This is a genomic window from Burkholderia sp. MSh2 (assembly GCF_000731655.1).
Lineage (GTDB): Bacteria > Pseudomonadota > Gammaproteobacteria > Burkholderiales > Burkholderiaceae > Burkholderia > Burkholderia paludis.
In genome coordinates, this window is record NZ_JPGM01000057.1 from 52,922 (window position 1) to 76,508 (window position 23,587).

Annotated in this window: 21 protein-coding genes and 2 pseudogenes; 11 read left to right on the forward strand and 12 right to left on the reverse strand. The window is 67.2% G+C overall.

Features of this window, described 5'->3' with window-relative positions:
• Positions 1-117 precede the first annotated feature (117 nt).
• On the forward strand, positions 118-1,368 hold the full coding sequence (locus GQ57_RS29245; RefSeq protein ID WP_031400946.1) for an Hsp70 family protein: 1,251 nt from the start codon (positions 118-120) through the stop codon (positions 1,366-1,368).
• Positions 1,369-1,468: 100 nt separating this feature from the next.
• Here GQ57_RS29245 and GQ57_RS29250 read toward each other — a convergent pair whose 3' ends face one another.
• Positions 1,469-1,672 carry a cold-shock protein gene (locus GQ57_RS29250; protein WP_006477070.1) on the reverse strand — a complete coding sequence of 68 codons (204 nt, stop codon included), beginning with the start codon at positions 1,670-1,672 and terminating at the stop codon, positions 1,469-1,471.
• 420 nt (positions 1,673-2,092) lie between these two features.
• On the opposite strand from GQ57_RS29250, the gene GQ57_RS29255 reads away from it, so the two are divergent.
• Positions 2,093-3,691: an APC family permease gene (locus GQ57_RS29255; protein WP_031400945.1), complete on the forward strand. Its 1,599-nt coding sequence runs from the start codon at positions 2,093-2,095 to the stop codon at positions 3,689-3,691.
• A 119-nt stretch (positions 3,692-3,810) separates the two neighbouring features.
• Here the strand turns inward: GQ57_RS29255 and GQ57_RS29260 are convergent, their stop codons facing one another.
• The 7 genes from GQ57_RS29260 to GQ57_RS29290 form a co-directional block, all read right to left on the reverse strand.
• Positions 3,811-4,602 carry a DODA-type extradiol aromatic ring-opening family dioxygenase gene (locus GQ57_RS29260; RefSeq protein ID WP_031400944.1) on the reverse strand — a complete coding sequence of 264 codons (792 nt, stop codon included), beginning with the start codon at positions 4,600-4,602 and terminating at the stop codon, positions 3,811-3,813.
• A 206-nt stretch (positions 4,603-4,808) separates the two neighbouring features.
• Positions 4,809-5,405, reverse strand: a complete 597-nt coding sequence (locus GQ57_RS29265) for a UbiX family flavin prenyltransferase (protein ID WP_034199697.1) — start codon at positions 5,403-5,405, stop codon at positions 4,809-4,811.
• Between the two features lie 10 nt (positions 5,406-5,415).
• Positions 5,416-5,727, reverse strand: a complete 312-nt coding sequence (grxD, locus tag GQ57_RS29270; protein WP_006753626.1) for a Grx4 family monothiol glutaredoxin — start codon at positions 5,725-5,727, stop codon at positions 5,416-5,418.
• A gap of 67 nt (positions 5,728-5,794) precedes the next feature.
• Positions 5,795-6,637: a peptide chain release factor N(5)-glutamine methyltransferase gene (prmC, locus tag GQ57_RS29275; RefSeq protein ID WP_034199698.1), complete on the reverse strand. Its 843-nt coding sequence runs from the start codon at positions 6,635-6,637 to the stop codon at positions 5,795-5,797.
• A gap of 7 nt (positions 6,638-6,644) precedes the next feature.
• Complete coding sequence (gene prfA / locus GQ57_RS29280) at positions 6,645-7,727, reverse strand: peptide chain release factor 1 (RefSeq protein WP_031400941.1); 1,083 nt, start codon at positions 7,725-7,727, stop codon at positions 6,645-6,647.
• 82 nt (positions 7,728-7,809) lie between these two features.
• The gene (hemA, locus tag GQ57_RS29285) at positions 7,810-9,108 is read right to left on the reverse strand and encodes a glutamyl-tRNA reductase (protein WP_031400940.1); all 1,299 of its coding nucleotides are present in this window, start codon (positions 9,106-9,108) and stop codon (positions 7,810-7,812) included.
• A 26-nt stretch (positions 9,109-9,134) separates the two neighbouring features.
• Positions 9,135-9,896, reverse strand: a complete 762-nt coding sequence (locus tag GQ57_RS29290) for a response regulator transcription factor (protein ID WP_031400939.1) — start codon at positions 9,894-9,896, stop codon at positions 9,135-9,137.
• 171 nt (positions 9,897-10,067) lie between these two features.
• Between GQ57_RS29290 and GQ57_RS29295 the strand changes: the two genes are divergently transcribed.
• Genes GQ57_RS29295 through GQ57_RS29310 form a run of 4 tightly spaced genes read left to right on the forward strand, consistent with a single transcriptional unit; the run spans position 10,068 to position 13,382 of the window.
• Entirely contained in the window at positions 10,068-10,322 is a 255-nt protein-coding gene (locus GQ57_RS29295; protein ID WP_031400938.1) for a hypothetical protein, read from the forward strand.
• 18 nt (positions 10,323-10,340) lie between these two features.
• On the forward strand, positions 10,341-12,155 hold the full coding sequence (locus tag GQ57_RS29300; protein WP_034199699.1) for an aminopeptidase P family protein: 1,815 nt from the start codon (positions 10,341-10,343) through the stop codon (positions 12,153-12,155).
• Positions 12,156-12,210: 55 nt separating this feature from the next.
• Positions 12,211-12,762, forward strand: coding sequence for a cysteine hydrolase family protein (locus tag GQ57_RS29305; protein ID WP_031400936.1), 552 nt, complete (start codon positions 12,211-12,213; stop codon positions 12,760-12,762).
• Positions 12,759-13,382, forward strand: a complete 624-nt coding sequence (locus GQ57_RS29310; RefSeq protein WP_034199700.1) for an HAD family hydrolase — start codon at positions 12,759-12,761, stop codon at positions 13,380-13,382. The genes GQ57_RS29305 and GQ57_RS29310 overlap by 4 nt, the downstream gene beginning before the upstream one ends.
• Positions 13,383-13,511: 129 nt before the next feature.
• Here the strand turns inward: GQ57_RS29310 and ettA are convergent, their stop codons facing one another.
• The 3 genes and pseudogenes from ettA to gcvA all read right to left on the reverse strand — a co-directional run bounded on the left by ettA (position 13,512) and on the right by gcvA (position 16,678).
• Positions 13,512-15,179 (reverse strand): energy-dependent translational throttle protein EttA, encoded by a 1,668-nt coding sequence (gene ettA, locus GQ57_RS29315; RefSeq protein ID WP_031400934.1) that lies wholly within the window; start codon positions 15,177-15,179, stop codon positions 13,512-13,514.
• A 187-nt stretch (positions 15,180-15,366) separates the two neighbouring features.
• Positions 15,367-15,675: pseudogene (locus GQ57_RS29320) on the reverse strand (DUF3761 domain-containing protein).
• Between the two features lie 85 nt (positions 15,676-15,760).
• The gene (gene gcvA, locus GQ57_RS29325; RefSeq protein WP_031400932.1) at positions 15,761-16,678 is read right to left on the reverse strand and encodes a transcriptional regulator GcvA; all 918 of its coding nucleotides are present in this window, start codon (positions 16,676-16,678) and stop codon (positions 15,761-15,763) included.
• A gap of 194 nt (positions 16,679-16,872) precedes the next feature.
• On the opposite strand from gcvA, the gene GQ57_RS29330 reads away from it, so the two are divergent.
• The 3 genes from GQ57_RS29330 to gabP all read left to right on the forward strand — a co-directional run bounded on the left by GQ57_RS29330 (position 16,873) and on the right by gabP (position 20,426).
• Positions 16,873-18,192, forward strand: coding sequence for an MFS transporter (locus GQ57_RS29330; RefSeq protein WP_034199701.1), 1,320 nt, complete (start codon positions 16,873-16,875; stop codon positions 18,190-18,192).
• Between the two features lie 82 nt (positions 18,193-18,274).
• Positions 18,275-18,619 (forward strand): MmcQ/YjbR family DNA-binding protein, encoded by a 345-nt coding sequence (locus GQ57_RS29335; protein ID WP_031400930.1) that lies wholly within the window; start codon positions 18,275-18,277, stop codon positions 18,617-18,619.
• Positions 18,620-19,034: 415 nt separating this feature from the next.
• Positions 19,035-20,426, forward strand: coding sequence for a GABA permease (gene gabP / locus GQ57_RS29340; protein WP_031400929.1), 1,392 nt, complete (start codon positions 19,035-19,037; stop codon positions 20,424-20,426).
• Positions 20,427-20,573: 147 nt separating this feature from the next.
• Here the strand turns inward: gabP and GQ57_RS29345 are convergent, their stop codons facing one another.
• Positions 20,574-21,806: an MFS transporter gene (locus GQ57_RS29345; protein ID WP_034199702.1), complete on the reverse strand. Its 1,233-nt coding sequence runs from the start codon at positions 21,804-21,806 to the stop codon at positions 20,574-20,576.
• A 119-nt stretch (positions 21,807-21,925) separates the two neighbouring features.
• Here GQ57_RS29345 and GQ57_RS29350 point away from each other — a divergent pair, with 119 nt between their 5' ends.
• Positions 21,926-22,819 carry a LysR family transcriptional regulator gene (locus tag GQ57_RS29350; protein ID WP_034199703.1) on the forward strand — a complete coding sequence of 298 codons (894 nt, stop codon included), beginning with the start codon at positions 21,926-21,928 and terminating at the stop codon, positions 22,817-22,819.
• 193 nt (positions 22,820-23,012) lie between these two features.
• A pseudogene (locus GQ57_RS40410) lies at positions 23,013-23,587 on the forward strand (transposase); the annotation flags it as partial.

Consider the following 23,587-nt stretch of genomic DNA (forward strand, 5'->3'; position numbering starts at 1 on the left):
CGCCACCGCGATCCGCGGCCCGGCACCGATGGCCGGCCCCGGTTGTGATCCCGCGGGCTTCATGTTAAAAAGCCCGTCCTTTCCGTTTTCGCGCCGGCCCTGCTGCGGCAACTTCCCATGACTTACTGCGCGATCGATTTCGGCACGTCCAATTCCGCCGTGGCGCTGCCCGACGGCGACGGCATGCGCCTCGCGCCCGTCGAGGGCGACCACCTGACGCTGCCCACCGCGATCTTCTTCAACAACGACGAAGAGACGGTCGAATACGGCCGAGCGGCGCTGGCTTCCTACATCGACGGTTTCGATGGCCGGTTGATGCGCTCGATGAAGAGCATCCTCGGCTCGCCGCTCGCGGAAACGACGACCGATCTCGGCGACGGCAGCGCGATCGCGTACACCGACATCATCGCGCGCTTCCTGACGCACCTGAAGCGCAAGGCCGAGGCCCGCGCGGGCGCGCCGATCGGCCGTGCGGTGCTCGGCCGGCCGGTGTTCTTCGTCGACGACGATCCGCGCGCCGACCGCCTCGCGCAGGATCAGCTCGAAGCGGCCGCGCGGTCGGTCGGTTTCGCGGACGTGCAATTCCAGTACGAACCGATCGCCGCCGCGTTCGACTACGAATCGCGCCAGCAGGCCGAGCGTCTCGTGCTCGTCGCCGACATCGGCGGCGGTACGTCCGACTTCTCGCTGGTGCGCGTCGGGCCCGAGCGGATGGCGCGGCTCGAGCGCAAGGACGACGTGCTGGCCCACCACGGCGTGCACGTCGCCGGCACCGATTACGACCGGCGCGTCGAGCTGGCGGCGATCCTGCCCGCCTTCGGCTACCGCGCGCTCGACCCCGAAGGGCGCGAGCTGCCGAACCGGATCTACTTCGATCTTGCGACCTGGCACCTGATCAACACGGTCTACACGCCGAAGCGGCTCGGCGAGCTGAAGCTGATGAAGCACCTGTACCAGGACGGCCGCCAGTACGACCGGCTCACCAGCGTGGTCGAGCTGCGGCTCGGGCATGCGCTGATGGCGCGCGCGGAAGAAGCGAAGATCGGCGTCGCGGCGGGCGGGGAAACGATGATCGACCTGAACGACGTCGAAGAGGATCTGCAGATCGCGTTCGACGCCGATCGCCTGGTCGACGCGAGTCGCGACGACACCGCGCGCATCGTCGACGCCGCGCGCGAGACGGTGCGGCTCGCGGGCGTCGCGCCGCGCGACGTCGGCGCACTGTATTTCACCGGCGGCTCGACGGGGCTCGCGTTCCTGTCGGGGGCGCTGGCCGGTGCGTTCCCGGATGCACAACCTGTGTTCGGCGACCGCCTCGCGAGTGTCGCGACGGGGCTCGGCATTCACGCGCAGCGGTTGTTCGGTTGAACGAAGGGCGGCCGATCGGCTGCCATGACGGGCGTCCGGCGCCGAAAAACAAAAAGCCCCGCCGAAGCGGGGCTTTTTTACACGAATTATCGCGCCAAGCTTAGACCGGACGGATGTTCGCAGCTTGCAGACCCTTCGGGCCCGTCTTCACTTCGAATTCAACCTTCTGGTTTTCTTGCAGCGTCTTGAAGCCTTCGACGCGGATTTCCGAGAAGTGCGCGAACAGATCGTCGCCGCCGCCTTCCGGGGTGATGAAGCCGAAGCCCTTTGCGTCATTGAACCACTTGACGGTACCGGTTGCCATGTTACTTGTTCCTAAAAAGATAAAACGGGGCCGAAGCCCATGGGGTGCGGAAAATCAAGGAAGGGGTAATAGGACCAACCGGAGTACCGTTGATGGGCGAACTACGAAAGAACCAATTCACTCGCCGCTTGAAATCCTGCGAAGTCCTTTATACGGCTTATCGGGCGTATGGTCAACCGTATTTCCGTGCTCTCAGGGTTATTGCGTATATCAGGTTTACAAAGCTTGCAAACGAAGCGAATTTTTTGTAGGGGCCGAACAATTTTGGCGCCACGTTTCAGGTGCAACCGTTAAACTACGCGCCGCGCGGACGGGTTGCCCTGATCGGGTGGCCCATCCCCCCAAAATTGCATGCGCGATGCAGTCCGAGCCGATCCCGGATCGCAGGCCGACCATGCTTTTTGAGACACAGGAGAGGATGTGAAGAGTTCTATTCAACGGAACATCGGTCCGTTTGCATTGATGCTGACGGGGCTGGGTTCGATTATCGGCTCGGGCTGGCTGTTCGGCGCCTGGAAGGCCGCGAAGATTGCCGGTCCGGCGGCGATCTGCGCATGGATCATCGGCGCCGTCGTGATTCTCGCGATTGCCCTGACTTACGCGGAACTGGGGGCGATGTTCCCGGAGTCGGGCGGCATGGTGCGCTACGCGCGTTACTCGCACGGTTCGCTGGTCGGCTTCATCAGCGCCTGGGCAAACTGGATCGCGATCGTATCCGTGATTCCGATCGAGGCCGAAGCGTCGATCCAGTACATGAGCACGTGGCCCTATCCATGGGCGCATGCGCTGTTCGTGAACGGCGAGCTGACGACACCCGGCCTGCTGCTGTCCGCCGTGCTGGTCGTCATCTACTTCTTGCTGAACTACTGGGGCGTGAAGGCATTCGCACGGGCGAACACGACGATCACGATCTTCAAGTTCCTGATTCCCGGCCTGACGATCCTCGGCCTGATGCTGACGAGCTACCATCCGGAAAACCTCGGCACGACGTCGAACGCAACCTTTGCGCCGTACGGCTGGTCGGCAGTGCTGACCGCGGTTGCGACGAGCGGCATCGTGTTCGCGTTCAACGGCTTCCAGAGCCCGGTGAACCTCGCGGGTGAGGCGCGCAATCCGTCGCGCAGCGTTCCGTTCGCGGTGATCACGTCGATCCTGATCGCGCTCGTGATCTACGTGCTGCTGCAGATGGCGTATATCGGCTCGGTGAATCCGGCCGACGTCGCACAGGGCTGGTCGCACTTCAACTTCAAGTCGCCGTTCGCCGAACTGGCGATCGCGCTGAACCTGAACTGGCTCGCGATCCTGCTGTACGTCGACGCGTTCGTCAGCCCGAGCGGCACCGGCACGACCTACATGGCGACGACCACCCGCATGATCTACGCGATGGAGCGCAACAACACGATGCCGAAGATGTTCGGCAACGTGCACCCGCTCTACGGCGTGCCGCGTCAGGCGATGTGGTTCAACCTGCTGGTCTCGTTCGTCTTCCTGTTCTTCTTCCGCGGCTGGAGTTCGCTCGCGGCGGTGATCTCGGTCGCGACGGTGATCTCGTACCTGACGGGCCCGATCAGCCTGATGGCGCTGCGTCGCGCCGCGACCGACATCGAGCGTCCGCTGTCGATTCCGCTGATGAAGCTGATCGCTCCGTTCGCGTTCGTCTGCGCGTCGCTGATCCTGTACTGGGCGAAGTGGCCGCTGACGGGCGAGATCATCCTGCTGATGATCGTCGCGCTGCCGGTGTACTTCTACTTCCAGGCCAAGTCGGGCTGGACGGGCTGGGGCGCCGACCTGAAGGCCGCCTGGTGGCTGGTCGCGTATCTCCCGACGATGGCCGTGCTGTCGCTGATCGGCAGCAAGGAGTTCGGCGGTCACGGCGTGCTGCCGTACGGCTGGGACATGCTGGTCGTCGCGGGGATCGCGCTGGTGTTCTACTTCTGGGGCGTGAATACCGGCTACCGGACCAAGTATCTCGACGAGCGTGAATCGCACGACGAGATCCTCGAAGGGATCGGTGCCTGACGCGTGACCTGTCGCCGGATTCGGCGGTGGCAGCAAGCAGTGAAAAAAGCCCGCCCGAGCATCGCTCGGGCGGGCTTTTTGCTGGCTTCTCGCCGGCGCCGGCGGTTGTCGCGCGACGCTCAGGCGGCCGCGCTCGCGAACACGTAGTTCGTCATCGCGAGCACGCGCTGGTAGGTGCCGAGCGACTGGATGCCGAGCTGGTAGTCGTCGTCCGCCGCGCCGAGCGCCGCGAACACCGGCAGCAGGTGCTCGTCGGTCGGATGCATCAGCGCCGCGTGCGGCGCCTGGCGGCGGTAGTCGAGCAGCGCGTCGACGTCGCGCGCGGCCAGCTTCGCCTCGAACCAGTCGGTGAAGGCCGCGACGCGCGGGTCCGCATCCTCCGGCGCCGCGCCGAAATCGGCGGCGCGCAGGTTGTGCGTGATCTGGCCCGAGCCGATCACCATCACGCCGTCGTCGCGCAACGGGCGCAGCGCACGACCGAGCGCGAAGTGATGGGCTGCGTCGGCACGCGGCTGGATCGACAACTGCGCGACGGGCACGTCGGCTTCCGGGAACATCAGCAGCATCGGCACCCACGCACCGTGGTCGAGGCCGTGCTCGGTCGTGGCGGTCGCGATGCCGGCTGCGTTCAGCAATCCGGCCGCGCGCTCGGCGACGTCGGGCGCGCCGGGCGCCGGATAGCGAATGTCGTACAGCGCCTGCGGAAAGCCGTAGAAATCGTGGATCGTTTCCGGATGCGCGGCGATGCTGGCGACGGGCCGCTGCGTGCCCCAGTGGGCGGACAGCATCAGTACCGCGCGCGGGCGTGGCAGTTCGGCGCCGAGATGGGTGAAAGCGCCGGACGGCAGCGACGGGTCGATCGGCAGCGTCGGCGCGCCGTGGGACAGGTAGAGCGAAGGCAAGCGGTTCATGGTCGTGGCCTGCGAAAGGGATTTGCCTGTGACTATAGGCGCGCACCGTTTATTGATAAATTGGCGTTATGGAATTTGATTAACTCCTGTTTATTGATAATGAAGGCGGCGCTGCGCATCCCGCTGGAAATGGGGGCGCATGATCGAAATCGAGTGGATCTGCGCGAAATCGGCGACGATGCGCGAAGAAGGGGGCAGCGTGGCGCTTATTGCGCGTGCCGGATACCTGCCCACGGCGTCGTGAGCGGCGCGCTGAGCGTGAACAGGTCGAGTACGCGTGTGACGGTCTGGTCGACGAGTTCCTCGATCGTCTTCGGCATCGCATAGAACGCGGGCAGCGGCGGGAAGACGATGCCGCCCATCTCGGTGACGGCCGTCATGTTGCGCAGATGCGCAAGGTTGAACGGCGTTTCGCGCACCATCAGCACGAGGCGGCGGCGTTCCTTCAGCGTGACGTCGGCCGCGCGCGTGATCAGGTTGTCGGACAGCCCGTGTGCGACGCTGGCGAGCGTCTTCATCGAACAGGGCGCGATCACCATCCCGTCGGTCGCGAACGACCCGGATGCGATCGTCGCGCCGACGTCGCGCACCGAATGCACGACGTCCGCACGGCTTTCGACCTCGGCCTTCGGCAGCTTCAACTCATGCTGGATGTTGAGCCAGCCGGCGTTCGAGATCAGCAGGTGCGTCTCGACGCCGCCCGCGGCGCGCAGCAGATCGAGCAGCCGTACGCCGTAGATCGCGCCGGTGGCGCCGGTGATCGCGACGATCAGCCGGCGTGGCGGCGCGCTGGGAGATGCCATTGGCGCTGCGTTACGCCGCGGCGAACAGTTGCTGCAGTTCGCCCGACTGGTACATCTCCATCATGATGTCCGAGCCGCCAACGAATTCGCCCTTCACGTAGAGCTGCGGGATGGTCGGCCAGTTCGAGAATTCCTTGATGCCCTGGCGAATCTCGTCGTCTTCGAGCACGTTGACCGTCTTGAACTGGTCGACGCCGCAGGCTTTCAGCACCTGCACGGCGCGGCCCGAGAAGCCGCACATCGGGAATTGCGCGTTGCCCTTCATGAAGAGCACGACCTGGTTTTCGTCGACGATTTGCTTGATACGTTGTTGGGTGTCCATGACTGACCTTGCGTTAGCGGGGCGTTAGATCGAAATGATAGCGGATTTCAACCGGGCGGGCCGGGCGTCAGCCGGGCAGGCGGCCGCCGGTGGTGCGTTCGATCGCGGCCAGGTCGGCCAGCGATTCGATCGCGACGAAGCCGTGCGATGCGAGCTCCGCGCGCACGGCTTCGGCCTGGTCGTAGCCATGCTCGATCCAGAGCGTGCCGCCCGGTTTCAGCCGGGCGCCGGCGCCGGCGACGATCGTGCGGATCGCGCTGAGGCCGTCGGCATCGTCGGTGAGCGCGCCGCGCGGCTCGAAACGCAGGTCGCCCTGCGCGAGGTGCGGATCGTGCTGCGCGATGTACGGCGGGTTGCTGACGATCGCGTCGAATGCGAGCGCCGGATCGAGCGCCGCGTACCAGTCGCTCTGCAGCCAGTGCAGCGGGCCGCCGGGGCGCTGCGCGTCGAGCAGCTTGTCCGCGTTGCGCTGCGCGATCGCGAGTGCGGCCGGCGAACGGTCGAGGGCCCACACGCGGGCATCGGGCCGCTCGGCGGCGATCGATACGGCGATCGCGCCGCTGCCGGTGCCGAGATCGAGCACGGCCGGATGCGGCAGTCCGTCGATCGCGTCGAGCGCGGCTTCGACGAGCAGTTCGGTTTCGGGGCGGGGGATCAACACGTCGGGCGTCACGTCGAACGGCCGGCCGAAGAATTCGCGCATCCCGACGAGCTGCGCGACGGGCTCGCCGGCCAGGCGGCGCGCTTCGAGCGCGCGATAGCGTTCGACCGCGGCGGCGTCGAGCGGCGCATCGCCGCGCGTGATCAGCTGGGTGCGGGTCCAGCCGAGGGTGTGCGCGAGCAGCACGCGCGCATCCACCGCGTCGAGCGGCGACGCGCGCAGCAGTGCGTCGGCGGTCAGGTCGGTCATCGCGGCCTCAGTCGGCGTCGCCGAGCGACGCGAGCAGTTCGGCCTGGTGCTCGCTGACGAGCACGCCGATCAGTTCGTCGAGGTCGCCGTCCATGATCGCCTCGAGCCGGTACAGCGTCAGGTTGATCCGGTGGTCGGTCATCCGGCCCTGCGGGAAGTTGTACGTGCGGATCCGTTCCGAGCGGTCGCCGGAGCCGATCAGGCTCTTGCGCGTCGCGGCTTCCTTCGCGTGCTGTTCGTGATACTGCTTGTCCTTGATGCGCGCGGCGAGCACCTTCAGCGCCCGATCCTTGTTCTTGTGCTGCGAACGGTCGTCCTGGCATTCGACGACGATCCCGGTCGGGATGTGCGTGACGCGTACCGCCGAATCGGTCTTGTTGATGTGCTGGCCGCCCGCGCCGGACGCGCGGAACGTGTCGATCCGCAGGTCGGCCGGATTGATCTCGACCTCGCCGATCTCGTCGGCTTCCGGCATCACCGCGACCGTGCATGCGGACGTATGAATGCGCCCCTGCGTCTCGGTCGCCGGCACACGCTGCACGCGATGGCCGCCCGATTCGAACTTCAGGCGCGAATACGCACCCTGGCCCGCGATTCGTACGATCACTTCCTTGTAGCCGCCGAGATCCGACGCGCTCTCCGACATCATTTCGACCTGCCAGCGCTGGCGTTCCGCGAAGCGCAGGTACATGCGCAGCAGGTCGCCCGCGAACAGCGCCGATTCGTCCCCGCCGGTGCCCGCGCGGATTTCGAGGAAGATGTTGCGGTCGTCGTTCGGGTCCTTCGGCAGCAGCATCTTCTGCAGCTCGGTCTCGAGGCGGGCCATGCTCTCGCGGGCGCTGCGGATTTCGTCTTCCGCGAAGTCGCGCATCGTCAGGTCGCCGAGCAGTTCCTGCGCGGCCGTCTCGTCGCTGCGGGACTGGCACCACAGTGCGTACTGTTCGACCACCGGGCCGAGTTCCGCGTGCTCACGCGTCAGCTTGCGATACTGGTCGAGGTCGGCCGTGACGTTCTCGCGGCTCAACAGGTCGTTCAGTTCGGCCAGCCGTGTGGACAGCTGGTCGAGCTTGCGTTGCATGCTCGTCTTCATGGTGTGGAGCGGCGCTCCCGGGCAAGGGGTATTCGGAAAGGATAGGCCGGCGCGCGGCCGGCGGCAGGGCGACCGGCCGGCGCTAGTGGCCGGACTGGTCGTTGGAGCGCGGTGCGTGCTGGTAGAAGCCGCGCATCAGGTCGATCAGCGAATCGCGATCGGCGCCGTTCACGCGGTTGAGCGCGCTCGTCGGGCCGTGGATCAGCTTGTTGGTCAGTGCCTGCGACAGCGCTTCGAGCACGGCTGCCGGATCCTCGCCGCGCGCGAGCAGCTTGTGCGCCTTGTCGACCTCGGCCCGGCGCAGCGCATCGGCCTGCGTATGCATGTGACGGATCACCGGCACGACGCTGCGCGTGTCGAGCCATTGCATGAAGTTCTGCACGCGCGTCTCGATGATTGCCTCGGCCTGCGCGACCGCGGCCTGGCGCGATGCGTTGCCTTCGCGCACGATCGCGCCGAGATCGTCGACGGTGTAGAGGAACACGTCCTTCAGCTTGCCGACTTCGGGCTCGATGTCGCGCGGCACCGCGAGGTCGACCATGAAGATCGGCCGGTGGCGGCGCGCCTTCACCGCGCGCTCGACCGCGCCGAGGCCGATGATCGGCAGCGTCGACGCCGTGCACGACACGATGATGTCGAATTCGTGCATGCGCGTGGGCAGATCCGCGAGCGGCATCGCGCGGCCGTTGAAGCGCTCGGCGAGCCGCTGGCCGCGTTCGGCGGTGCGGTTCGCCACGACGAGCTCGCGCGGGCCTTGCGCGGCGAAGTGCGTCGCGCACAGCTCGATCATCTCGCCGGCGCCGATGAACAGCACGCGCTGGTCGGCCACTTTTTCGAAGATCCGCTGGGCGAGGCGAACCGCGGCGGCGGCCATCGACACCGATTGCGTACCGATTTCGGTCGTACCGCGCACTTCCTTCGCGACCGCGAACGTGCGCTGGAACAACTGGTTCAGGTAGGTGCCGAGCGCGCCGGCTTCCGTCGCGGTGCGGACGGCATCCTTCATCTGGCCCAGAATCTGCGTTTCACCGAGCACCATCGAATCGAGGCCGGAGGCGACGCGAAATGCGTGCCGGACCGCTTCCGACTGCGGCAGCGCATAGACGTGCGGCGCGAGCTCGTCGACCGGAATCCGGTGATACTCCGACAGCCAGCGGACCGCGCCTTCGCGCGCCGCGCGATCGTCGGTCGCGCAATACAGTTCGGTGCGGTTGCAGGTGGAGAGGATCGCCGCTTCGGGCGTATTGGGCGCCTGGGGGCCGAGAAACACGTTCTTGAACGTAACGAGAGCCGGCTTGATTTGCTCGAGCGGAAACGCCACGCGTTCGCGCAGGGCGACAGGCGCAGTGTGGTGATTGATTCCGATCGTGAGGAGTTGCATATCGAGGGCTATCGTTTAGCCCCATATTATAGCGTTTCAGCGATTTCCTCACTCGCCGCATACCGGGCATCAGCGTCGCGAGGCCGGGAATTTGGGGGCTCGATCGGCACGCGATCGAGCTGATAGCCGTAGCCGTAGAGCGGCAGCAGCCGGTAGCCGCGCCGTGGAAGCAACTGCAGCTTGCTGCGCAGCCGGGACGCGTGGGTATCGAGCGTGCGCGACTTCATGTCGCGGCGGCGCGCCCACACCGTTTCGAGGATATGGGCGCGCGACACCGGCCGCGACAGGTTCGCGAACAGCAATTGCGCGAAGCGGAACTCCTTCGGCGTGAGCGAGACGATGGCGTCGCCGAAGCGCACGAGGCCATGCGTGGCATCGAACGCGTATTCGCCATACATTTCGCGCGAGCGGGCCGGCGGCCGGCGCACGCCGGCGCGCCGGCTCAGCGCGTTGACGCGGGCGAGCAACTCGGGCCCGCTCACGGGGCGCACGAGGCAATCGTCCGCACCCGCGTGCAGGCACGAGACGATTTCGCTTTCCCGCGGCAATTGCATCACGGCGATGGCCGGCAGCCCGGGCAGGATCGTTTGGGCGCGCGGAATGACTTCCTCGGCCGGCTGGTCGCCGGCCCAGTTGCCGGTGATCAGCATGTCGCAGGTATCGGTGGCGAGCCATTCGAAGAACGCCGTGCTGGACGCAAACGCGTGGCACACATGGCCGCCCGCGAAGAGCAGGCGGTTCAGGAGTGCGGCATGACGCGCCTCCGGATCGATCAGAGCGATTCGCATGAGAATTTCTTCAATACGGGAGCCGGTGCGCGCTTGCCATAACGTCGAGTCGGCCCCTACACTCGAACGTTCGCGGCACCCGGCTGGTCTCGGGTTCGATGGATGAATCGATGCTAGCCGCTGGCAACGTTCACGCCTATGGGACGAATCTGAATTTATAGAGGGCGTCGAATGAACTGGTTTGGAATCCTTGTCCTGGGAGCGGCCGTCGGGCTGCTCGGCCGGTGGCTGCATCCGATGCGGCGCACGGGCAGGCCGGCGTGGTGGGTCGCGGTGCTCGTCGGCATCGCAGGCGCGGCCGCCGCCCGCGTGGCCGGCAATCTCTCGGGACTGTTTTACGATGGCGAGACGCTCGAATGGCCGGTCTGCACCGGCGTCGCGTTGGTCGCCGTAGCCGTGACGGTCGCGCTGTCGGCCCGTCGCTGAATGCCCTCAGGTGAAATCATGAATGCCCGTCTCCCCGAAGTCTCGTCGGTGCCCGCCCGCCTTGCGCTGCTGCGGGGCGCCATGGCCCGCGAGGGTCTGGCCGCCTACCTCGTGCCGTCCGCCGATCCCCATTTGTCCGAGTACCTGCCCGAGCGCTGGCAGGCCCGCCGCTGGCTGTCGGGCTTCACGGGTTCGGTCGGCACGCTGGTCGTGACCGCGGATTTCGCGGGGCTGTGGGTCGACAGCCGCTACTGGGTGCAGGCCGACGCCGAGCTGGCCGGCACGGGCGTGCAACTGATGAAGATGACGGGCGGGCAGCAGAGCGCGCCGCATGTCGACTGGCTCGCGCAGAACGTGGCGGCGGGCGCGACGGTCGGCGTCGACGGCGCCGTGCTCGGCGTCGCGGCCGCACGCGGGCTGACGGCCGCGCTGCGCGCGCGCGGCATCGCGCTGCGCACCGATCTCGACCTGCTCGACGCGATCTGGCCCGAACGGCCCGGGTTGCCGGCCGACGCCGTGTTCGAGCACGCGGGGCCGCAGGCCGACACGTCGCGCGCCAGCAAGCTGGCCGAGGTGCGCCGCGCGATGCACGCGCAGGGCGCGCAATGGCATTTCGTATCGACGCTGGACGACCTCGCATGGCTGTTCAACCTGCGCGGCGCCGACGTCAACTTCAACCCCGTATTCGTTGCGCACGCAATGATCGGCGCCGATCGCGCGACGCTGTTCATCGCCGACGGCAAGGTGTCGCCGGCGCTGGCCGCGTCGCTCGCGCAGGACGGTGTCGACGTCCGTGCGTACGACGCCGCGCGCGCGTCGCTCGCGGCGCTGCCCGACGGCGCGACGCTGCTGGTCGACCCGCGCCGCGTGACGTTCGGCACGCTCGAAGCCGTGCCGGCCGGCGTGAAGCTTGTCGAGGCCGTGAATCCGTCGACGTTCGCGAAGTCGCGCAAGACGTCCGCCGAGATCGAGCACGTGCGCGTGACGATGGAGCACGACGGCGCCGCGCTCGCGGAATTCTTCGCGTGGTTCGAGCAGGCCGTGAACCGCGAGACGATCACCGAGCTGACGATCGAGGCGCGCCTTACGGCCGCTCGCGCACGTCGCCCCGGCTACGTGTCGCCGAGCTTCGCGACGATCGCCGGCTTCAACGCGAACGGCGCGATGCCGCACTACCACGCGACGCCCGCGTCGCACGCGACAATCGCCGGCGACGGCCTGCTGCTGATCGATTCGGGGGGCCAATACGTCGGCGGTACGACCGACATCACGCGCGTCGTGCCGGTCGGCGCCGTCAGCGATCTGCAGCGGCGCGATTTCACGATCGTGCTGAAAGCCATGATGGCGCTGTCGCGCGCACGCTTTCCGCGCGGCATCCGCTCGCCGATGCTCGATGCGATCGCGCGCGCGCCGATGTGGGCAGCCGGGCTCGACTACGGCCACGGCACGGGGCATGGCGTCGGCTACTTCCTGAACGTGCACGAAGGCCCGCAGGTGATCTCGCATTACGCGCCGGCCGAGCCGTACACGGCGATGGAAGAGGGCATGATCACGTCGATCGAGCCGGGCGTGTACCGCCCCGGCCAGTGGGGCGTGCGGATCGAGAACCTGGTCGTGAACCGCGCGGCCGGGCAGACCGAGTTCGGCGATTTCCTCGCGTTCGAGACGCTGACGCTGTGCCCGATCGACACCCGCTGCGTGCTGATCGAAATGTTGCACGACGACGAGCGCGCGTGGCTGAACACCTATCATGCGACGGTGCGCGAGCGCGTCGGCCGGCATCTGGACGGCGACGCCAAAGCGTGGCTCGACGCGCGCACGCAGCCGATCTGAAGCAGCACCTGGAAGCGGCCGGGCGCCGGCCGGACAACAACAGCGAGGGCAACCGATGGCGGACACAGCAGTGATCGTGATCGACATGCAGCGCGGGCTGGTGGAGCGGGCGCAGCCCGCTTACCGGCTCGACGCGGTCGTGTCGGGTATCAACCGGCTGACGGCGGCGGCGCGCGCGGCGAGCGCGCCCGTGTGCTTCGTGCAGCACGACGGCGATGCGGACGACAACATCGTACCCGGCACGCCGGGCTGGGAACTGCAGGCGGGGCTCGTCGTCGGGAACGACGACTGGCGCGTGCGCAAGCAGGTGAGCGACTCGTTTCACGACACGCCGCTCGCGGCGCAGCTCGACCGCCACGGCATCCGTTCGGTGTTGATCTGCGGCTATGCGACCGAGTTCTGCGTCGATTCGGCCGCACGCCGCGCGGCGCTGCTCGGCTACCGGACGACCGTCGTGTCCGACCTGCACACGACGAACGAGCGCACCCACCTGTCGGCCGCGCAGATCGTCGCGCACCACCATTTCATCTGGCAGAACAACTCGCTGTCGGGCAACCCGGTGACGCCGCGCGCGCTCGCGGAAGTCCTTGCGACGGAGTTCGCATGACGATCAAGGCCGTGGTGTTCGATTTCGGCGGCGTGCTGATCGACTGGAGTCCCGAGTACCTTTACCGGGAATTGATCCCCGACGACACCGAACGTCGCTGGTTTCTCACGCACGTCTGCGCGATGGACTGGGTGATTCGCCAGGACGGCGGGCAGACGATCGAGGAAGGCACGGCCGAACTCGTCGCGAAGTATCCCGGGCACGAGGCGTTGATTCGCGCGTTCTATGCCCGCTGGCACGAGATGATCGGCGGGGTGCTCGACGAAGGCGCGGCGCTGGTCGACCGGCTCGACGCGCAGGGGATGCCGCTGTTCGGGCTGACGAACTGGTCCGCGCAAACCTTTCCGTATGCATGGGACAACTTCCCGGTGCTGCGGCGGTTCAGGGACATCGTCGTGTCGGGGCGCGTGAAGCTCGTGAAGCCCGATCCGGCGATCTACCGCGAGATGCACGCGCGGATCGATCCACACCTGCCGGGCGTTGCGCCGCACGAACTCGTGTTCATCGACGACAACGCGAAGAACGCCGCGGCCGCGACGGCGCTCGGCTGGCACGGCATTCATCACACGAGCGCGGCGGCGACCGAGGCGCGGCTGCGCGAACTGGGCGCGCTCGCCTAGGCGTGCAGGCGGCGCCTGAATGAAAAAAAGCGGGCCGAGGCCCGCTTTTTTGTCGTGCCGCTTCCTGACCGAAGCGGCATGTCCCGGCGTCCGGCCCCGCGTGGCGGCGGCGCCGGGTGCCTGCGCCGCTCAGCGGCTGATCGGCTTGTAGCGCAGCCGCTTCGGCTTCGCGGCTTCTTCGCCGAGGCGCGCGCGCTTGTCGGCTTCGTACTCCTGGTAGTTGCCGTCGAAGAACGTGACCTGCGAATCGCCTTCGAACGCGAGGATGTGCGTCGCGATCCGGTCGAGGAACCAGCGATCGTGGGAAATCACCATCACCGAGCCTGCGAATTCGAGCAGCGCGTCTTCCAGCGCGCGCAGCGTTTCGACGTCGAGGTCGTTCGACGGTTCGTCGAGCAGCAGCACGTTGCCGCCGGAGATCAGCGTTTTCGCGAGGTGCAGGCGGCCGCGTTCACCGCCCGACAGGTTGCCGACGATCTTCTGCTGGTCGCCGCCCTTGAAGTTGAAGCGGCCGATGTACGCGCGCGACGGCGTTTCGTACTTGCCCACCGTCAGCACGTCGGCGCCGCCCGAGATCTCCTCGAACACCGTCTTCGCGCCGTCGAGCGCATCGCGGCTCTGGTCGACGTATGCGAGCTTCACGGTCGGCCCCATCACGACTTCGCCCGAATCCGGCTGCTCCTTGCCTGTCAGCATGCGGAACAGCGTCGACTTGCCGGCGCCGTTCGGGCCGATGATGCCGACGATCGCGCCGGCCGGAATCTTCAGGTTCAGGTTGTCGATCAGCAGGCGATCGCCGAATGCCTTGCTGACGTTCTTGAACTCGATCACTTCATTGCCGAGGCGGTCGCCGACCGGAATGAAGATTTCCTGCGTCTCGTTGCGCTTCTGGTATTCCTGGCTGTTCAGCTCCTCGAAGCGGGCGATACGCGCCTTCGACTTCGCCTGGCGGCCCTTCGGGTTCTGGCGCACCCACTCCAGTTCCTTCTTGATCGCCTTCTGGCGTGCCGATTCCGACGCCTCTTCCTGCTTCAGGCGCTCTTCCTTCTGGTCGAGCCAGCTGCTGTAGTTGCCCTTCCACGGAATGCCGTGGCCGCGGTCGAGTTCGAGAATCCATTCGGCCGCGTTGTCGAGGAAGTAGCGATCGTGGGTGACCGCGACGACGGTGCCCGGGAAGCGCACCAGGAACTGCTCGAGCCAGTCGACCGATTCGGCGTCGAGGTGGTTGGTCGGTTCGTCGAGCAGCAGCATGTCGGGCTTTTCGAGCAGCAGCTTGCACAGCGCGACGCGGCGCTTTTCACCGCCCGACAGATGCTCGATCTTCGCGTCCCACGACGGCAGGCGCAGTGCGTCGGCGGCCACTTCGAGCTGCTGCTCGGGGCTGCCGCCGTCGCTCGACGCGAGGATTGCCTCGTATTTCGCCTGCTCGGCCGCGAGCGCGTCGAAGTCGGCGTCCGGTTCCGCGTACGCCGCGTAGATTTCCTCGAGCTTCTTGTTGGCCTGGAACAGATCGCCGAGACCTTCCTCGACGGCTTCGCGCACCGTCTTCGTCGGGTCGAGCTGCGGCTCCTGCGGCAGGTAGCCGATGTTCAGGTTCGGCATCGGCGTCGCTTCGCCTTCGATGTCCTTGTCGACGCCCGCCATGATGCGGATCAGCGTCGACTTGCCCGAGCCGTTCAGGCCGAGCACGCCGATCTTCGCGCCGGGAAAGAACGACAGCGAGATGTCCTTCAGGATCTGGCGCTTGGGCGGCACGATCTTGCCGACCCGGTTCATCGTGAAAACGTATTGGGCCATTTGGGTGTGAAAGTCAGAAGTGGTTGAGACCGCCGCGCAGCGCGCGGGCGTGGCGGCGTCGGGTGATTCGGTACGGAGCGTGCCGTGCGCGGCGCGGCGGCGCCGCCGCATGCCGGCGGCGCGAGCGGCTATTGTACTTCGCCGCCGCCTGCCGCTGGCGCGCGGCAGGCATTCGGGCGCGCCGCGTTCACAGCCATGCGGCGACGCCGCCGTGCCCCGAGCACGTGCCGCGCCGGTGGCGGCTGAAGCTGTACGTGCCGTCGCGACAGCGCGCGCTTGCGCCGTCGGGCACACGGCCCGATTTCGAATGCGCGGGCGCATGCACGGTCTCGCCGTCGCGGTTGCGATACGTATCGTGTCGATCCAGGTCGGCTTCGCTGCCCTAGCCGGACGGCGCACGGTAGGCATGCGCGGGAGGCGACAGCGCGGCGCAGGCGACGACGAGCGCGGCGGACAGGGTCGCGATGCGCGTCGCGCGGCGGAGCAGGGCGGGCATGGTCTTGCTCGGTCCTCGGTCTGTTGTTGTCGGTGCCGGGCCGCATGTTAGCCGATCGGCCGGTGGCGTGCGCCGCGCGGCGACGTTACGCCGCGCCGGACATCGACGCCGCGCCGTCGGCCTGCGCGGCGTCGAGGATCCAGCGGCGGAACGCGGCGACCTTCGGCCGTTCCGCGTGATGCGGCGGATAGACGAGGTAGTACGCGAAATCGTCGAGCCACGCGACGTCGGCGAGCTGCACCAGCCGGCCGCTCGCCAGTTCGCCGCGCACCATCGCGGCCGGCAGCAGTCCGGCGCCCTGGCCGGCGGCGATCGCCTGCAGCAACAGGCCCGAGTCGTCGAACGCGGGCCCGCGCGGCGGGCCGAAATCGTCGATCCGCTGCGCGCCGAACCAGATGTGCCAGCCCTTGCGCTCGGCGTCGTGCAACTGCGGCCAGCCGACCAGATCGGCGGGCGTCGCCGGCATGCCGAGCCGCGCGACGAGTGCGGGCGACGCGAGCGCGACGATCTCCACCGTCAGCAGCCGTTCGCTGCACAGCCCGATGTAGCGGCCGAGGCCGTGACGGATCGCGACGTCGACGCCGTCGCGCGAGAAATCCGCAAGCGCGTGACTCGTGACGACCTGCAGGTCGACGTCCGGGCACGCCTGCCGGAACAGCGCGAGGCGCGGTACGAGCCACCCGGATGCAAAGAACGGCGTGACGCTCACCGTCAGCACGCCGCTGTCAGCTGCGCCCGACACGCGCTGCGACGCATCGGCGATCTGCCGGAACGCGTTGCGCACCGGCGGCAGGTAGTCGCGGCCGGCGGCCGTGAGCAGGATGCCGCGGTTCACGCGGGCGAACAGCTGCACGCCGAGATGCGTCTCGAGCGTGCGGATCATCTGGCTCACCGCGCCGGGCGTGACCGACAGCTCCTCGGCGGCGGCCTTCACCGACAGGTGGCGGGCGGCCGCTTCGAAGGCGCGCAACGCGTTGAGCGGCGGCAGGCGGGAACGATTCATTCAGTTTTTCTAAAGCGAAAGTCCGACGAAATATCGTTTGAGACGATGCGTATGCGCGAGTACCGTTGACGAATCGTATCGCAGGCTTCGCGGCTGCGTCGGGCGGCCGAGATGCGATCAACATAGTTCAACTATATCCATGAGGCAATCCGGACGCCGCCCGGCGGCCGGTGGGACCTGAGAGGAGCACCGTCATGAACCGCCCGGGCGCATCGCGCCTCTTTTACGGTTGGTACGTGGTTGCGGCCGCGTTCGCCGTCACGTTCGTCGGATTCGGCAGCGCATACACGTTCAGCGCGTTCGTCGAGTCGCTGCAGCGGGATTTCTCCGCGTCGCGCGGGCAGATCTCGCTCGTGTTTTCGCTCGCCGGCTTCCTGTATTTCGGCTTCGGGATCGTCAGCGGGCCGCTTGCCGATCGTTTCGGCTCGCGGCGCCTTGCCGTGGCCGGCATGCTGCTGACGGCGGCCGGGCTCGCGGCCGCCGGCGCCGCGCACACGCTGCTGCAGGTCTATGTCGCGTACGGTCTTGGCGTCGGTCTCGGCGTCGGCTGCGCGTACGTGCCGGCCGTCGGCGCCGTGCAGCGCTGGTTCGTGCGCCGGCGCGGCTTCGCGTCGGGGCTCGCGGTCGCCGGGATCGGCGTCGGCACGCTGGTGATGCCGCCGCTCGCGTCCGCGCTGATCGCGCATGTCGGCTGGCGCGGCGCCTATTTCACGCTGGCCGTGATCGCGGTCGCGATCGGCGCGGGCATGTCGCTGCTGATCGAGAACGATCCGCGCGGGCGCGGGCTGTTGCCGGACGGAGCGTCGGCGCACGCGCCCGGCGACGGCCGCGCGGCGAGTGCCGCCGGGCGCGACGGAGAGGCTTCGCCGTCCGGTGCGGCGGCGGCGCGCGCGTCGGTTGCCGGTTCGGTGTCGGCTGGCGCGACGGTGCGCGAAGCGGTCGCGTCGCGTCCGTTCGCGAGCCTCTATGCCGCGTGCCTGATGTGCTCGTTCGGCGTGTTCGTCCCGTTCGTGCATCTCGTGCCGTACGCGCTCGATCATGGCGTCGCGTCGTCGTCGGCCGTGCTGCTGCTCGGCGCGATCGGCGTCGGCAGCACGGCCGGACGCTTCTTCCTCGGCGGCCTTGCCGACCGCTTCGGCCGCCGCACGTCGCTGCTCGCGATGTTCGCGGGCATGGCCGTTGCGCTCCTCGGATGGGCGGGCGCCGGCACCGTCGCGACGCTTGCCGCGTTCGCGCTCGTGTTCGGCGTGTTCTACGGCGGGTGGGTCGCCGTGCTGCCGGCGGTCGTGATGGACTACTTCGGCGGTCGCAACGTGAGCGGGATCATCGGCGTGCTTTATACGAGCGTCGCGTTCGGTACGCTGATCGGGCCGACCGCGGCCGGCTTCATCTACGATGCGGGCGGCGGCTATCTCGTGCCGATCCTGGCCAGTGCCGCCGCGAATGCGATCGCATTCGCGATCGTCGCGACGACGGGACGCGCGTCGACGGCCGCACGCACGGCGCGCGGATAGGCGTGAGTCGCCCGGCGCGCGTTGCGACGGATTCCGGCCCGCGGCCGGATCGTGACTGGCCGGCGGTCGGTCGGGAGGCGCCATGACATTCGACGAAGTCCGGCAGATCGCACTGGCGTGGCGCGGCGTCGAGGAGGGCACGTCGTACGGCACGCCCGCACTCAAGGTGAGGGGCAAGATGCTCGCGCGGCTGCGGGAAGACGGCGACACGCTCGTCGTGAAGGGTGTCGGCCCCGACGAGCGCGCGTGGCTGATCGAATCGGAACCCGACGTGTATTACGTGACGGATCACTACGTCGGCTGGCCGATCGTGCTGGTGCGGCTGTCGGCCGCCCGTCCGGACGCCGTGAAAAACCTGCTGCTGCGAGAATGGCTGGCCGTCGTCCCTGCCAGGTGGCGCGACGAGATGGCGCGCGGCGCGAACTGACGCGCCGCTCGCGGCTCGCCATCCGGTGTCGCCGGATGCGCGACGCGCGGTTCCCGGATTGGCGAGAACGGGTGCAAGTGTTGCATCGATCGATGTCGATGCAACAAGTGGTTCCATCGAAATTCTTCAATTGGTTCTTAGTGAAGAACCGTTTGATGCTTACACTCCTTCGCTTCGAAGGCGACTGACGAAAGCCGACGGAAAGGGCGCACGCGATGCGCCGGTGCAGCGCGCACCGCATCGCAGCCGCAGCTTCGCAGACTGCATGGCGCCCCCTTCCGGAACGGCCCCCGATCCGGCGCCGCGCCTGCCTCCCGTGCAGGCGCCGCATCCGGCCCGGTTCAAGAACCACAATTCCCGCGCCGCCTTCACGCGATACCCGGCCATACCGGAACCGTTTTTTGGAGAGAGACAGATGAGTGGAAGCAACACAGGCCTCGGTACGGGCCTGAAGCAGCGTCACGTGACGATGATGTCGATTGCCGGCGTGATCGGCGCGGGCCTGTTCGTCGGCTCCGGCCACGCAATCGCGGAAGCCGGCCCGGCATCGATCCTCGCGTATGCGATCGCGGGCGTGCTGGTCGTGCTGGTGATGCGCATGCTCGGCGAGATGGCCGTCGCGCATCCGGACAGCGGTTCGTTCTCCACCTATGCCGATCGCGCGATCGGCCATTGGGCCGGTTTCTCGATCGGCTGGCTGTACTGGTGGTTCTGGGTGCTCGTGATCCCGATCGAGGCGACCGCCGCCGCGACCATCCTCAATGCGTGGTTTCCCGGCGTCGCGACGTGGGCCTTCGCGCTCGGCATCACGCTCGTGCTGACGGTGACCAACCTCTTCTCGGTCAAGAACTACGGCGAATTCGAATTCTGGTTCGCGCTGATCAAGGTCGTCGCGATCGTCGTGTTCCTGTGCATCGGCGGCGCGGCGATCGTCGGCATCGTTCCTGCCCCCGCCGTGTCGGGCGTATCGAATCTGTTCGTGCATGACGGCTTCATGCCGCACGGCGCCGGCGCGGTGCTCGCGGCGATGCTGACGACGATGTTCTCGTTTCTCGGCACCGAAATCGTGACGATCGCGGCCGCCGAATCGGACAATCCGCAACGCCAGATCGTGCGTGCGACCAATTCGGTGATCTGGCGCATCACGTTGTTTTATCTCGGCTCGATCCTCGTCGTCGCGGCCATCGTGCCGTGGAACGACCCGCTGCTGCCGAAGCACGGCTCGTATCAGCGCGCGATGGAGCTGATCGGCGTTCCGAACGCGAAGGCGATCATCGACGTGATCGTGCTGGTATCGGTCGCGAGTTGCCTGAATTCGGCGCTGTACACCGCGTCGCGGATGCTGTTCTCGCTGTCCAGGCGCCAGGACGCGCCCGCGTTCCTGCGTCGCACCGATTCGACCGGCACGCCGCGCGCGGCCGTGCTCGCCTCGACCGCGTTCGGCTTCCTGACCGTGATCGCGAACTACCTGATGCCGGAGCAGGTGTTCGGCTTCCTGCTCGCGACGTCGGGCGCGATTGCACTGCTCGTGTATCTCGTGATCGCGATCTCGCAACTGCGGATGCGCAAGACGCTCGAAGCGGGCGGCGCGGACCTGACGCTGCGGATGTGGCTGTTCCCGTGGCTCACGTGGGCCGTGATCCTGTTCATCTGCGGCACGCTGACCGTGATGCTCGTGAGCGAGGATCACCGGATGGAAGTGGGTGCGACGGCCGTGTTGGCGCTGATCGTGCTGCTGGCGTCGTGGCTGAACAAGCGTGGTCGCGATGCGCAGGCGAGTGAAGGGCGGCGCGTGTCGGCGACGTGATGGCCTGATGCTGCGACGGCGGGCCCGGGCGTCTGCCGTCTGCCGGCGGGGAGCGCCCTGCCAGGATGGATCGCCCGAGCGGCTTCGGGCACTGCATCCGGGAGGGTGGCCGGCAGCGCGTGAGGTTCCGGCACGGGCCGGAATCGTCTACCGTTGTTCCCGTGAGGCGCCGCGAACGTTTCGGGATGTGCGATCGAGCGTGTTCCAGCCCAACAGCACCAGAGCAAGGCTCGTCGCTGCCATGAGTGCGCCTGCGACGGGCACCGACGCGTAGCCGAGACCGTGACCGACGACCGCGCCGCCGAGGCCCGCGCCAAACGCGTTACCGAGATTGAATGCGCCGGCGTTGATCGACGAGGCCAGGCCGGGCGCTTCGGCCGCCATCTGCATCACCCGCGTCTGCATCGGCGGCACGATCGCGAAGCTCGCGATGCCGAACAGCAGGAACCCGGCGATCGCGCCGGCATGGCTCGTCAGCAGCAGCGGCATCGTCGCCAGGATCAGCGTGAGCGCCAGGAGGATGATGCGTGTGGCGCCGACGAGCGTGCGGTCCGCCATGCGTCCGCCGATGACGTTGCCTGCGGTGAAGCCGACGCCGACCACCACGAGCGTGAGCACGACGAAGTCCGGGGACGCCGCCGTCTGGTGTTCCAGCACCGGCGCCATATACGTATAGAGCGTAAACATCGCGGCCGAACCGATCGCCGACGTGGCGATCGTGACGAGCACGGGCGGTTGGGTCAGCACATGCAGCTCTTGCCGTACGTTCGGCGTCTTGCCGGTCTCACCCTCGGGCAACGCCAGCCGCAGCGCCGCCATCGCGAAGACGCCCAGCCCGGCCATGCCGGCGAATGCCGAGCGCCAGTCGACGGCTTGCGCTATCCAGGCGGCCACGGGCACGCCGCCGATGTTGGCGACGGTGAGCCCCGTGAACATCGCCGCAACGGCCCGCGCCTTTCGCCCGTCCGGCGCCACGCTCGCCGCGACGATCGACCCGAGCCCGATAAAGGCGCCGTGATTGAAACTCGTCACGACGCGTGCGACCAGCAACGTCGCGTAGTTCGGCGATAGCGCGGACAGCAGGTTGCCGAGCGTGAACAGTCCCATTGCCAGGATCAAGGCGCTGCGCATGCGCAGGCGGACCAGCGCCAGCGTCATGAGCGGTGCGCTGATCGTGACGCCGATCGCATAGGCGCTCACGATTTGCCCGGCTTCAGGAATCGAGACGCCCACCCCCCGTGCGATATCCGGCAGAAACCCCATCGGCCCGAACTCGGTGGAGCCTATGGCGAACGTGCCGATGGCGAGCGCGAGCAGCGGCCAGTTGACGAGCGAGGCGAGCTTCTCGCGTACCTGCGAATTCACGGTGGTCGAGTCCATCGGTTGGGTCATCCTCGTCGACCGGAGGGCCGATCGGGTTGCCTGCATGCGAGGCGGGACGCCAGTGTGAAATTGTTCCCCTGCGTGGACAAGGCGCGGAAAACGAATATATTGTTCCCATGTGCGAACGTTCCCAGATTACCGATCTCAACCAGTTGCGCGTGTTCGCGGAGGTCGCCCGGACTTCCAGCATCACGGCCGCCGCGCGCCGGCTGGACAAGCCGAAGTCGACGGTCAGCCGCGACGTCGCCAGGCTGGAGCAAAGCCTCGGAACCGTGCTGCTGTCGCGCAACGGACGGCGCCTGGTGCTTACCGAGGCGGGCGAGCTTTTCGCGGAACACGCGGGCCGCATACTGGCGGGAGTCGAGGAGGCGACGGACGCCGTCGCGGCAACGGTTCCCGTTGCGCGCGGCGTCGTCACCGTACAGGCGACCTACTGGCTGGGCCATGCATTGCTCGTGCCGCACCTGGCGTCGTTCATGGACCGCTTCCCGCAGATGAACGTCGTTCTCGAGCTGAAGGACTTCGCCAATCTTTCGACCCATGACTGGGATGTCCAGCTCACGGCGGGGGCGCTGGCCGATTCGAGCCACGTGGCGCGACGCATCACCGCGATAACGCTGCGCCTTTACGCCAGTGCCGGGTACGTGTCTCGCCGAGGCGTGCCGACGAAGCTCGGCGATCTCGAGCAGCACGTGATCGTCGACAAGCACTGGACCAACGGAACCTCGCCCTGGCCCGGCGGAGCGGGCGCTCGACCGGCGGCCATCAAGCCCAGGCTGGTGGTGAACGACATGATCGCGATCGCCGAAGCGATCCGCGAGGGCGCGGGCATCGGCTGGATGCCGTCGTTTCTTGCCGAACGAACGCCGCAAGCGGAAGCGCTCGTGCCTGTGCTGCCCGATCTGAAGCCGGCCTCGATGCCGGTATTCGCGGTCTTTCCGCGCCGCCGCTCCGCAAGCCCGAAGGTACGGGCGTTCGTCGATTTTCTGGTTGAAGCCTTCGCGGAATGAGGCCTGGGCCCGTGCCCGAGCGCGCCGCTATCGCCGGGCGAGCGGCCGCGCCGTGGTCGTGCGGACGGTACGGGCATCCCGACGGCTTTCGCATGGGCCAGCCATCGCCCGGCGGCATCCGGGCGGGTGGGTAATACCCCCGGCCAGTAAGCGGGATCGGAAGTAGAATTTTCAGCAAAGGGAGTTCTACGCAATGAAGAAGTCGAAGTTCACGGATAGCCAGATCATGGATGCGCTCAAGCGGGCGGAGTCCGGGCTGGCGGTGCCGGAGATTTGTCGGGAGCTGGGTATCAGCACGGCGACCTTTTACAACTGGCGCGGCAAGTACGGCGGCATGGACGTGTCGCTGATGGCTCGCATGAAGGAACTGGAGGCGGAGAACGCACGACTGCGCAAGATGTACGTCGAAGAGAAGATCAAGGCGGAGATCGTCGCAGAGGCGCTGGCAAAAAAAGACTGAGGCCATCTTCTCGCCGCGAGATGGCCAGGGACGCAGTAGCACGCCGGGGGGTGTCGATCCGGCTTGCATGCGAGGCATTTGGCGTAAGCCAGACGTGCTACCGCTATGAGCGAAAGCGCAATGCAGAGAACGAACAGATCGCCGACTGGTTGCTGAGACTGACCGACAACCACCGTAACTGGGGATTCGGGCTGTGTTTCCTGTACCTGCGCAACGTGAAGGGCTTCGGGTGGAATCATAAGAGGATCTACCGCATCTATCGCGAGCTCGAGCTGAATCTCCGCATCAAACCGCGTAAGCGGCTTGTG